This window comes from Blautia luti, assembly GCF_013304735.1.
Lineage (GTDB): Bacteria > Bacillota > Clostridia > Lachnospirales > Lachnospiraceae > Blautia_A.
Map to the genome: position 1 here is coordinate 57,832 of NZ_JAAITI010000008.1, position 11,924 is coordinate 69,755.

General features: G+C 45.7%; 9 protein-coding genes and 1 other annotated feature. All 9 genes read left to right on the forward strand.

Annotated features, from left to right (window positions below):
• Window positions 1-55: 55 nt before the first annotated feature.
• Window positions 56-607: an ECF-type riboflavin transporter substrate-binding protein gene (locus tag G5B06_RS06430; protein WP_173762721.1), complete on the forward strand. Its 552-nt coding sequence runs from the start codon at window positions 56-58 to the stop codon at window positions 605-607.
• A 102-nt stretch (window positions 608-709) separates the two neighbouring features.
• Entirely contained in the window at window positions 710-2,434 is a 1,725-nt protein-coding gene (locus G5B06_RS06435; protein WP_173762722.1) for an ABC transporter ATP-binding protein, read from the forward strand.
• Complete coding sequence (locus tag G5B06_RS06440; RefSeq protein ID WP_173762723.1) at window positions 2,424-3,254, forward strand: energy-coupling factor transporter transmembrane component T family protein; 831 nt, start codon at window positions 2,424-2,426, stop codon at window positions 3,252-3,254. The genes G5B06_RS06435 and G5B06_RS06440 overlap by 11 nt, the downstream gene beginning before the upstream one ends.
• A 22-nt stretch (window positions 3,255-3,276) precedes the next feature.
• Complete coding sequence (locus tag G5B06_RS06445) at window positions 3,277-3,960, forward strand: pyridoxamine 5'-phosphate oxidase family protein (protein ID WP_330384916.1); 684 nt, start codon at window positions 3,277-3,279, stop codon at window positions 3,958-3,960.
• Between the two features lie 199 nt (window positions 3,961-4,159).
• Window positions 4,160-4,696 (forward strand): nitroreductase family protein, encoded by a 537-nt coding sequence (locus G5B06_RS06450; RefSeq protein WP_173771573.1) that lies wholly within the window; start codon window positions 4,160-4,162, stop codon window positions 4,694-4,696.
• 283 nt (window positions 4,697-4,979) lie between these two features.
• A complete protein-coding gene (locus G5B06_RS06455; RefSeq protein WP_173771575.1) occupies window positions 4,980-6,002 on the forward strand; it encodes an alpha/beta fold hydrolase in 1,023 nt (340 codons plus the stop codon).
• A 202-nt stretch (window positions 6,003-6,204) separates the two neighbouring features.
• Window positions 6,205-7,602, forward strand: coding sequence for an alanine/glycine:cation symporter family protein (locus tag G5B06_RS06460; protein ID WP_148446141.1), 1,398 nt, complete (start codon window positions 6,205-6,207; stop codon window positions 7,600-7,602).
• A gap of 86 nt (window positions 7,603-7,688) precedes the next feature.
• Window positions 7,689-7,935 (forward strand) — a binding site (T-box leader).
• 86 nt (window positions 7,936-8,021) lie between these two features.
• Window positions 8,022-8,525: a TRAP transporter small permease gene (locus tag G5B06_RS06465; RefSeq protein ID WP_118062304.1), complete on the forward strand. Its 504-nt coding sequence runs from the start codon at window positions 8,022-8,024 to the stop codon at window positions 8,523-8,525.
• On the forward strand, window positions 8,526-11,858 hold the full coding sequence (locus G5B06_RS06470) for a TRAP transporter large permease subunit (RefSeq protein WP_173771577.1): 3,333 nt from the start codon (window positions 8,526-8,528) through the stop codon (window positions 11,856-11,858).
• Window positions 11,859-11,924 lie beyond the last annotated feature (66 nt).

Consider the following 11,924-nt stretch of genomic DNA (forward strand, 5'->3'; position numbering starts at 1 on the left):
TCCGCACTGTGGCTTGTGATGAAGACAGTGTGAGAAACTGAGGGAGGAAGAGACTATGAACAACAATAACGGCATTAAAAATGTTGTAGCCATCGGTATTGGTGCGGCTCTGTTTTTCGTGCTCGGACGTTTTGTGGCAATCCCAAGTCCGGTACCGAATACGAACATCAGCCTTCAGTATGCAGTACTGGCTCTGCTGGCAGCAATGTACGGACCGGTTGCAGGTGGACTGATCGGATTCATCGGTCACACACTGGTAGATCTGTCCTGGGGCGGAAGCCCGTGGTGGAGCTGGGTTATCACTTCTGCGTTTGTAGGTGTGGTAATCGGTGTTTTTGCGAAGAAGCTGAATGTTCAGGAAGGTGAGTTCGGTAAAGGAAAAGTAACGATTTTTGTAATCGCAAATGTGGTTGCACATGTGATCGGATGGGTCGTTGTGGCTCCTGTACTTGACATTCTGATCTATGCAGAACCTGCAAATAAAGTATTTGCACAGGGTGCGTTTGCAGCAGTTTCCAACACAATTACCGGAGCTGTAGTAGGTGGACTTCTGATCCTGGCTTATACGAAGACCATTGCAAAGAAAGGTTCTCTGGACCAGGAGTAAAACTTTGACAAAAAGCCTTTTCATTGTGCTTATAAGGCATATGAAAAGGCTTTTCTTCTCTTAATATATGAAAGTTTTATTGATTTATTGAGGTAATAATACATGACTGAGAAAAAATCTCCTGTTATTTCTTTTAAAAATTTTACGTTTCAGTACCGTGCCCAGAAACGTCCTACACTGATGGGGATCAATCTGGACATTTATCCAGGTGAGAGAGTTCTCATTGCCGGACCTTCCGGTTGTGGAAAAAGCACTCTTGCCGGCTGCATCAACGGACTGAATCCATTTTCCAATCCGGGTGAATGTACCGGAGAGCTGACTGTAGACGGCGTCGATGCGCCAAAAAGCAGCATTTTCGAGCTGTCTGCCCATGTTGGTACTGTATTACAGGACCCGGACGGACAGTTTATCGGCCTGACAGTGGGGGAAGACATTGCTTTTGCCCTGGAAAACAGCTGCACGCCCCAGAATGAGATGCATGAGATCACCCGCCATGCGGCAGAACTGGTAGGGATTGAGAACCACATGGACTATGCACCTCATGAGCTTTCCGGTGGTCAGAAGCAGAGAGTAAGTCTTGCAGGCGTTATGGTGGATCAGGTAAAGATCCTTCTCTTTGATGAGCCGCTGGCGAACCTTGATCCTGCCACTGGCAAGCAGACCATTGAGCTGATCGATGAGATCCAGGAAAAAACGGATACTACTGTAGTGATCATCGAGCATCGTCTCGAGGATGTTCTGTGGCGAAATGTAGACCGCATCATTCTTATGAAAGACGGAGGAATCCTTGCAGATCTTCATCCGGATGAACTGCTTTCCACAGGGCTTCTGGGAGAAAACGGAATCCGCGAGCCATTGTATCTGACAGCTATGCGCTACGCAGGAGTGGATATCCTTCCAGAGAAAAAACCTTCCCATGTGGATTCCGTGATCATAAATGAATCAGACAGAACAAAGATCCACAACTGGTTCCATGCTCAGCCGACAGCAGAAAAAGAAGCAGAAAAAACACCTCTTCTGGAAGTAAAGAATTTAAGTTTTGGTTACACAAAAGATCATCAGACACTTCGCAATGTAAGTCTTTCTATCGGGAAAGGCGAGATGGTCAGCATCGTCGGAAAAAACGGTGCCGGAAAATCCACATTTTCCAAGCTTGTGTGCGGCTTTGAAACGCCGGATTCCGGTGAGATTCTTTTTGACGGCAGAGATCTTCTTCAGGAAAATATTCGTCACAGAGCAAAGTATATCGGGTATGTTATGCAGAACCCCAACCAGATGATCTCCAAGACCATGATCTTCGATGAGGTTGCATTAAGCCTTAAAAATATGGGAAAAAGTGATGCAGAGATTCGGGAAAAAGTGGAGGAAACCTTAAAGATCTGCGGCCTTTACCCCTTCCGTAACTGGCCGGTATCTGCTTTAAGTTTCGGGCAGAAAAAACGTGTGACAATTGCAAGTGTTCTTGTGCAGAATCCGGAACTGATCATTTTGGATGAGCCCACCGCGGGCCAGGATTTCCACCATTATACAGAGATCATGGAATTTCTCCGTGGTTTAAATGAGCAGGGAGTTACGGTTGTAATGATCACTCATGACATGCACCTGATGCTGGAATATACACCACGTGCACTGGTATTTGCAGACGGACAGCTGATTGCAGATAGAAGTGCGGCAGCCGTTCTCTGTGATCCGGAGCTGATACAGAAGGCGGCCTTGAAGGAGACCAGTCTGTTCACACTGGCCAACCATATGGATATCACACCGGCGGAAGCGTTTGTGGAACGTTTCATAAAGGAAGACAGGGAGGTGCGTAGCCATGGCTGCTAAAACAGTACTGAATTATCTGCCGCGGGAGAGTGTGGTGCATAAGCTGACCGGTACAACCAAGCTTGCTTTTTTCCTGCTGTTTACCTTTGCCAGCATGATCACCTACAATACCTGGGTACTTTTGGGGCTGTTTGCGGTGAGTATTGCCGCATTTAAACTCAGCAGGATCAAATTTAAAGAAGTCCGCTTTATGATGATTTTTATGCTGGTATTTCTGCTTCTGAACAATCTGTTTATTTTTCTGTTTGACCCGAATCAGGGTACGACTTTGTATGGGACAAAACATATCATCTGTCATCTGTTCTGGAGATATGATGTGACACAGGAGCAGCTGTTTTATATGCTGAATATTTCCCTGAAATATTTTGTGGCGCTGCCGGTAGCGATCCTTTTCATTTCTGCTACCAATCCAAGTGAATTTGCGGCCAGTCTGAACAGCATTGGCATTTCCTATAAAGTTGGATATTCTGTTGCGATCGCATTGCGCTACATTCCGGATATCCAGAGGGATTATCACAGCATCAGTCAGGCGCAGCAGGCCAGAGGAGTGGAGCTTGGAAAAAATGAGCACTTTTTTGCCCGGCTGAAAAATTCTGTAAATATTCTTCTGCCGCTGATTCTTACCAGCCTGAACCGGATCGATGTGATCTCCAACGCCATGGAGCTTCGCGGATTCGGAAAGAATAAGAAGCGAAGCTGGTATATGAAGAGACCTTTTGTAAAAAGAGATTTCATTACTTTGGGGCTGGGTGTTGTGCTGCTTATTATCAGCCTTACAGTGACCATCCGTTTTGGAAGATTTTATAATCCGTTTGTATAGAAAGATCAGGAGGCGCAAAAAAATGGCAAAGATCAAAGTAATCAAAAAAAATGACGAGTATTCTTCTGACTATAAAGTAGGAGATATCCTGGAGGTAACAGGAACCTGGTACGGCGGGTTTAACGTAAACAGTGTAACTGGAATTCCGTTGTGCCTGGATAAAGATGAATGTGAGGAGATTCTGGAAAAAACAGATCTTTCCCATGAAGAATATGAAGAGGCTGCATCCTACTGGAAGAAAAAAGACGCAGAAAGTGTAAAGCTGGATGAAGCGAAGCTGAAGAAAGCAGTGGAAGAGTATATTCTGGCAAATAAAACCTGTGCACTGGCAACGGGTGCGGGAGAGTTTGTGCGCTGCACACCTATCGAGTATACGTATCATCATGGTGCATTCTGGATGTTTTCCGAAGGCGGCGAGAAGTTTGCCGCACTGGAAAAGAATAAGAATGTGTGTCTGGCCATTTTTGATAAATATGAGGGCTTTGGCAAACTGAAGGGAATGCAGGTGACAGGAGAGGCAGAGCTTGTGGCACCGTTTTCTGATGAGTATAATGCAGCGGCAGAGTTTCGGAAGATCCCGCTGGATGCGCTGAAAAAAATGCCGCATACCATGAACCTGATCAAGGTGCAGCCGAAGAAGATTGAGTTTCTGAATTCTGATTTTAAGAAAGATGGTGCAGATTCCAGACAGATGCTGGAATTCTGAGAAGAAAGCTTGTGATTTTGCGAACAGCAGTGTTCAATGTTTACAGTACATATGTTGTTCGCAGTACAAATTGATTTCAACACAGTATTGTGCTAAAATTATTTCATGAAAAATATGAACATATAAATCAGCATACCAATAACCGCAGAACTTAATAATGATTACACAAATTCTGCATCACCAGACGAGGAGGATCAATATGGAATTTCAGAAACTGATCGAAGAGAGAAGAACCATCCGTAAATACAGCCCGGAGGGAAAGATCACAAAAGATGAGCTGCTTACCATAATCAGGGCGGCGCAGGAAGCACCTAGCTGGAAGAACTCCCAGACAGGAAGATATTACTGTGTGACATCTGAAGATATGGTAGAGAAGATCAGCAAAGAATGCCTTCCGGAAATGAACCAGCCCAAGGCAGAGAATGCGGCTCTGATCATTACTACTTTTGTACAGAACCGTTCCGGTTTCCAGAAAGACGGTACACCGGATAATGAACTTGGAAATGGCTGGGGCTGCTATGATCTGGGACTTCAGAATGAGAACCTGGTTCTTAAAGCATGGGAGCTTGGTTATGGAACTGTGATCATGGGACTCCGTACAGCAGATAAGCTCCGTGAGATTCTTTCCATTCCGGAAACAGAGACCGTAGTTGCAGTGATTGCAATCGGAAAAGCAGCAGAGGAGCCTGCACGCCCGAAACGTAAAGATGTGGAAGACATTGTGAAATTCTTTTAACCGAATCAGGGAAGTCCTTTTCGGGATTGCGAATATCCGCTTGACACAACAGAAATCATAATAGAAATCATAACAGAAATGCCCGGTACATGCGAAAATGTCCGGGTATTTTTCAACAGAAATTAAAGAGCAAAATGGACTAAAAAACATTGCCGGAAGAAGTGAATTCTGTTATCCTGTAAGAAGACAGAAATCAACGATCATTCAAAAATCTTACAAAGGATAAACATAAATCGCAGAGAAAAAAGCAATACACCAAAAGCAAGGGAGGTTTTTAATCAATATGCAGATCATACATGAGAACGAATACGAAGAAACTATGAAAAATACCGTAGAGCCATATCTGTCAGCCCGGAGAAGAGAACTATATGTACCGGGAGCAGACTACCCATTTCGCAACGAAAACAAACGGATCACAGGTAAGATCCACATGCTGCAGTATCTGTCTGATGCGCCAAAAGGTGTGGTGGTCATCAGTCACGGTTTTACAGAATCCGCGGCGAAATACGATGAAGTGGCCTACTATTTTCTGAAAGAAGGCTACCACGTGTATATTCCGGAGCATTGCGGTCATGGCCGAAGCTATCGCCTTACTGCAGATCCGTCTCTGGTCCACATCGATACATGGAGACGATATATCCGCGATTTCCTGAAAGCATGCCGCTACATAAAAAAAGCTCACCCGGATCTGCCAATGGATCTTTTTGCCCATTCCATGGGAGGCGCTATTGGCGGTATTGCGGCAGTCTGGGAGCCGGACTGGTTTCACAAAGTAATTCTTTCCTCCCCGATGATCCGGCCTCTTACCGGAAATGTTCCGTGGCCTGCAGCCACCGGAATCGCTCTGGAGAAGTGCATTCTGGGAAAAGATGAAGAATACGTAGCAGGCAAAAAACCATACGATGGCGGCGGTTCTTTTGAGACAAGTTCCGCAACATCAAAACCAAGATATGAGCGTTACAAAAATCTCCGCGCAGAGCACAAAGAACTCCAGACCTGGTCTCCGTCCTACGGCTGGCTCTGGGCTTCCGCAGAGATGAGCTGGTATCTGCGTCTTTACGGCTGGAAAAAGTATACGGCACCAATGCTGCTCATCCAGGCCCAGACCGAAGATCTAGTGTCTGTCCGTGCCCTGAAGAATTTTGCCGGAAAGATCAACCGTCAGGGAAAAACCACCTGCGATTATATCCATATGATCGGAACAAAGCATGAGATCTATGGAAGCAGAGGCAAGATCCTGGAGAAATACTGGGGATATATATTTACATTCCTGGACGATACGGAAAATGATACTGACCACAGATAAGTATTTTTACTACAGGTGTATCACATATTTGACAACAGGATTGGCAGCTTTTATTCACTTCCTTTCTTTATCATAGTAAAATTATAAAGCTTTTCTCTTATACATTCGACAGAAAATGTGCTATAATTTGAAGAATCGTCTTTTTTGTACAAACAAACGTACTGACCGAAAAGACAAAATTAAATAAGGGAAGGGTTATAGAATGTTATCTGTTATTGAATCAGTGAATGCTGCCATAAACAATTTCATCTGGGGCGTTCCTGCAATGATCTGTATTATTGGTGTGGGTCTTTATTTAAGTATCCGCACGAATTTTCTCCAGATCCGTAAATTTCCTTATGCCATCAAGGTAACCATCGGACGTATGCTTCGTAAACGTGAGGCTTCCGATGGAAGTCTGACACCGTTTCAGGCTGTCTGTACCGCATTGGCTGCTACCGTGGGAACCGGAAATATTGCAGGTGTCGCAGGTGCCATCGCTATCGGAGGACCGGGAGCTGTGTTCTGGATGTGGGTTTCCGCACTTCTTGGAATGTGTACGAAGTTTTCCGAAGTAACACTTGCGGTACATTTCCGTGAGACCAATGCCAACGGAGATCTGGTTGGCGGACCAATGTATTACATCAAGAACGGCCTTAAGAAACACTGGCACTGGCTGGCGTATCTGTTTTCCGCTTTCGGTGTGCTGACTGTTTTCGGAACCGGAAATGCAACCCAGGTTAATACCATTACAACAGCTATTGATTCTGCACTGATCAATTACAATGTGATCGCTGCAGACAATACTTCTACGGTAAACCTTGTTATGGGGATCATCCTTGCGATTCTTGTGGCAATGATCCTGCTTGGCGGAATCAAAAGGATCGGCCAGGTTACAGAAAAGCTGGTACCGTTTATGGCATTGTTTTATATTATTCTTGCCGTCGGTGTAGTTATCATCAACTGGAAAAATGTTCCGGGGGTTTTCAGCGCTATCATCAGAGGGGCATTTAATCCGGCATCTGTGACAGGCGGCGTAGTAGGAAGCTTTTTCATGAGTATGAAAAAAGGTGTTTCCAGAGGTATTTTTTCCAATGAGGCAGGTCTTGGTACCGGTTCCATCGCACATGCCTGTGCAGACACCAGAAAACCTGTAAAACAGGGATTTTTCGGGATCTTTGAGGTATTCACGGACACGATCGTGATCTGTACGCTGACAGCGCTTGTCATCCTCTGCAGCGGGGTGCCGGTTGGTTATGGCGCAGCAGCAGGAGCGGAGCTTACCATCAGCGGTTTTACCAGTACATACGGAAACTGGGTTTCCATCTTTACAGCAGTTGCCATGTGCTGCTTCGCATTTTCCACTATCATTGGATGGGGACTTTACGGAGCCAGATGTGCGGAGTTCCTTTTTAAGGAAAAAGCTATCAGACCTTTTATGGTACTGTACTCTCTGGTAGCAATCATCGGTGCAACTGTTGACCTTGGACTTCTCTGGAGTATCGCAGAGACCTTCAACGGTCTGATGGCGATCCCTAACCTTATCGCAGTATTCCTGCTTTCCGGTGTGGTTGTAAAGCTTGTGAAGGAGTACTTCGCCGGAGAAGGAAAGAACGCCTGAAGGAGTTTTTGAAAAAAAAACTTGACTATCAAAACAAACAGAGTTAGAATTGATTTAACTCATTAAAGAGTTAACACATAACAGAAGTAAATTCCATGAAGGGAATCAGTAAAGACAGAGGAACCGTCTTCAGAGAGCTGTGGCTGGTGTGATGCAGCGTCGGAACTGGCTTGAATATCATCCCTGAGAAGGAAAGCCGAAAGTTTCAGATAAGTAAGTAGGTTTTCACGGGTGCTTCCCGTTACAGAAGTCGCGTATGCCGGTACGTTGCAGAATCGTGCTTGTTTCAATGGAGAAACAGGGTGGTTGCGGAATTTTATATCCGTCCCTGAAAGGGGACGGATTTTTTTTATCCAAAACATTTTAAACCACGCGGTAAGGATCTGAAACCGGAAAAAATACACAAAAGGGGAAAGAGTATGAAAGTGTACAAAAAACTCATGAACGCACTTGCAGCAGTAGAAAAAATCGTACTGGTCATTTCCACACTGCTGATCCTTGTGCTGACTGTGGGAAATGTATTTTCCCGTAAGGTCATCCATCGCTCATGGTCTTTTACAGAAGAGCTTGTTGTAGCGGTGTTTGTTCTCATCACACTTCTGGCAGCAGCACTTGCCTGCCGTGAAAAAGGAGGACTGGTAAGTCTGACATTGTTTACGGACCGTCTTCCGAAAAAACTGGAAAAACCATCTGTGATCCTGATCACAGTCCTGAGCATTGTTTTTTCCGCAATTTTATTTAAGTATGGAATGGACAAAGTTCTTACACAGCTGGCAAACGGCAAGAGAACTTTCGTACTGAACTGGCCGGAGTGGATCTTCTGGTCCTTTGTGCCGATCGGAGCAGTCTGTATGATCCTTCATTTTATTGAGTACTGTCTGGACTTCTGCCTGAAAAAAGATGATGAAAAGGAGGACAAATAAATGATCAGTGCAATCTTATTTATCTCCTTCTTTATTTTCCTGATCCTGGGACTTCCCATTGCGATCTGCTTAGGTCTGTCATCTGTATGTGCCATCCTTTATTCCGGCACATCTCTGACGATCGTAGCTACAAATATGTACTCCGGAATCAGTAAATTCCTGCTTCTTGCCATCCCGTTCTTCGTTCTGTCCGGAAACATCATGGCAAAAGCCGGTATTTCCAAACGACTGATCAACTTCGTAGATACCTGCGTAGGACATAAAAAGGGCGGTATTGCCATTGTATGTGTTATCGTAGCCTGCTTCTTCGGAGCGATCTCCGGTTCCGGTCCTGCAACTGTTGCGGCACTTGGAGCAGTTCTGATCCCGGCTATGGTTGAGCAGGGCGGTTTCTCCGCACCGTTTTCCACAGCACTGATGGCAACCTCCAGTTCTATCGCCATTGTCATACCACCGAGTATCGCATTCGTTGTATACGCTTCCATCACAGGTGTATCTATTGCAGATATGTTCATGGCTGGTATCGTTCCGGGACTTCTGATGGGTGTTGCTCTTGTGATCATCGTTATGATCGAGGCAAAGAAACATAACATTCAGCCATCCCGTGAAAAAGCTTCCGCAAAAGAGCGCTGGGATACATTTAAAGATGCATTCTGGGGATTCCTGATGCCGGTTATCATCCTCGGAGGAATTTACGGTGGTATCTTTACACCAACTGAGGCTGCAGCAGTATCTGTTGTTTACGGTCTGTTTGTTGGTATGGTGATCTACCGTGAGGTTAAGCTCAAAGATCTGTTTGACATTCTTGTGGATTCTGCAAAGACAACAGGCGGAATCATGCTGATCGTAGCGAGTGCTTCCCTGTTCTCTTTTGTATGTACCAAGTTTGGTATTGCAAATGCGGCATCGGAGCTTCTTGCCAGCATTGCACATAATCAGTTTACTTTCCTTCTGATCGTAAACATCATTTTCCTGATCGCAGGATGCTTCATTGATGCAAACTCTGCAATGTATATTTTTGTACCGATCATGCTTCCGGTATGTAAGGCTCTGGGCTATGATGTGGTAGCATTCGGTGTTATGGCAACAGTTAACCTTGCGATCGGACAGGTAACACCTCCTGTAGGTGTAAACCTTTTCGTTGCCATCAGTATCAAGATCAAAAAAGGTCTGGAGGTTACTCTTCAGCAGATCTCCAGAGCAGTTATGCCGATGATCGCTGCATCCGTTGCAGTTCTTCTGATCATCACTTATATTCCGGCTGTTTCCACAGCTCTTCCGAAGGCGCTTGCAAAAGAGGGCTCCTATACAGGAGACCAGTCTTCTGACACAGGAAGCCAGAGCTCCAAGGATGCCGGAGACGGAAGTGATTCCTTTAATACCATCGCAGATTACAGTGATCTTGACTGGCCGGAGATGACATGGAACTTCGCATGCTCTACAACGGAGACAAGTACCTGGGCTGACGGCGGACGTAAATTCGGTGAGCTTATGGAAAAAGCAACCGGCGGAAAAGTCAAGGTTAATATTTATGCAGCAGACCAGCTGACAAACGGAAATCAGTCCGAGGGAATCCAGGCACTGATGAACGGAGACCCGGTACAGATCTCCATGCATTCCAATCTGATCTACTCTGCATTTGACCCGAGATTCAATGTAGTATCCCTGCCGTTTATCTATGATTCTTACGATGACGCAGATGCAAAATTTGATGGTGAGGCCGGAGAAAAGCTGAAAGAAATCCTTGGTGAGTACGGACTTCACTGTATGGGAATCGCAGAGAACGGTTTCCGTGAGCTGACAAACAGCAAGCATGAAGTAAAAACAGTAGACGACATGAAGAACCTGAAGGTTCGTGTGGCCGGTTCCAATCTTCTCATGGAATGCTATAAGAGATGGGGCGCAGATGCTACAAATATGAACTGGTCCGAGACCTACACAGCACTTCAGCAGAATACGGTAGAGGGCGAGGAGAACCCGTTGCCTGCGATCGACGCAGCCAGTGTACAGGAGGTACAGCCGTACTGCTCCATGTGGGATGCAATCTATGATTGTCTGTTCTTCTGTATCAACCAGGATATCTATGACAGCCTGACACCGGAACAGCAGCAGGTTGTTGATGAGGCAGGCCAGAAGGCTGTTGAGTATGAGCGTTATATCAACCGTTCCGGCGACGAGGAGATCATGAGCCGCTGGGAGAAGAGCAACGGTGTGACCTTTACAAAGAAAGAGGATATGGATATCGATTCCTTCAAGAAAGCAGTAGACGGAATCGACGACTGGTTTGTAAAGGAGCTTAAGAGTGAAGGCTATGACGATGCACAGGATCTTGTAGATCTTTTTACAAAGGATTCGGTAGATACCGTGGAGGATTACAGTGATCTGAACTGGCCTGAGACAACCTGGAACTTTGCATGCTCCACAACGGAGACAAGTACCTGGGCTGATGGAGGACGTAAGTTCGGTGAACTCATGGAAAAGGCTACCGGAGGAAAGGTCAAGGTTAACATTTACGCAGCGGATCAGCTGACAAACGGAAATCAGTCCGAGGGAATCCAGGCATTGATGAACGGAGACCCGGTACAGATCTCCATGCATTCCAATCTGATCTATTCTGCATTTGATCCACGCTTCAATGTGGTATCCCTGCCGTTCATCTATGATTCCTACGATGATGCAGATGCGAAGTTTGACGGAGAGGCCGGAGATAAGCTGAAGGAGATCCTTAACGGCTACGGACTCCACTGCATGGGTATTGCAGAGAACGGTTTCCGTGAGCTGACAAACAGCAAGCATGAGGTAAAATCTGTAGATGATATGAAGAATCTGAAGGTTCGTGTAGCCGGCTCTAATCTTCTTATGGAGTGCTATAAGAGATGGGGCGCAGATGCCACAAATATGAACTGGTCCGAGACTTACACAGCACTTCAGCAGAATACGGTAGAGGGCGAGGAGAATCCGTTGCCTGCCATCGATGCAGCCAGTGTACAGGAGGTACAGCCATACTGCTCCATGTGGGATGCCATCTATGACTGTCTGTTCTTCTGTATCAACCAGGATATTTATGATGCGCTGACACCGGAGCAGCAGGCTGTTGTTGACGAGTGTGGCCAGAAGGCTGTTGAGTATGAGCGTTACATCAACCGTTCCAGCGATGATGAGATCAAAACACGTTGGGCAGACAAAAACGGTGTGACTTTCACAGAGAAAGATGACATGGATATCGATTCCTTCAAAGAAGCGGTAGACGGCGTAGATGAGTGGTTTGTTCAGGAGCTGAAAGATCAGGGCTATGACGATGGCCAGGATCTGGTAGATCTGTTTACAAAGTAATCTTCATACATAATCATAAAAGGGTAAAATAGCCGGAAAGAGGCAGTTCTGAGAAGATTTTTCAGG

Excerpts from the sequence above, each read along its gene's own strand:
- G5B06_RS06465 (WP_118062304.1), top strand. The coding sequence starts at position 8,022 with ATGAAAGTGTACAAAAAACTCATGAACGCACTTGCAGCAGTAGAAAAA.
- G5B06_RS06445 (WP_330384916.1), top strand. The coding sequence starts at position 3,277 with ATGGCAAAGATCAAAGTAATCAAAAAAAATGACGAGTATTCTTCTGAC.
- G5B06_RS06455 (WP_173771575.1), top strand. The coding sequence starts at position 4,980 with ATGCAGATCATACATGAGAACGAATACGAAGAAACTATGAAAAATACC.
- G5B06_RS06470 (WP_173771577.1), top strand. The coding sequence starts at position 8,526 with ATGATCAGTGCAATCTTATTTATCTCCTTCTTTATTTTCCTGATCCTG.
- G5B06_RS06435 (WP_173762722.1), top strand. The coding sequence starts at position 710 with ATGACTGAGAAAAAATCTCCTGTTATTTCTTTTAAAAATTTTACGTTT.
- G5B06_RS06430 (WP_173762721.1), top strand. The coding sequence starts at position 56 with ATGAACAACAATAACGGCATTAAAAATGTTGTAGCCATCGGTATTGGT.
- G5B06_RS06460 (WP_148446141.1), top strand. The coding sequence starts at position 6,205 with ATGTTATCTGTTATTGAATCAGTGAATGCTGCCATAAACAATTTCATC.
- G5B06_RS06440 (WP_173762723.1), top strand. The coding sequence starts at position 2,424 with ATGGCTGCTAAAACAGTACTGAATTATCTGCCGCGGGAGAGTGTGGTG.
- G5B06_RS06450 (WP_173771573.1), top strand. The coding sequence starts at position 4,160 with ATGGAATTTCAGAAACTGATCGAAGAGAGAAGAACCATCCGTAAATAC.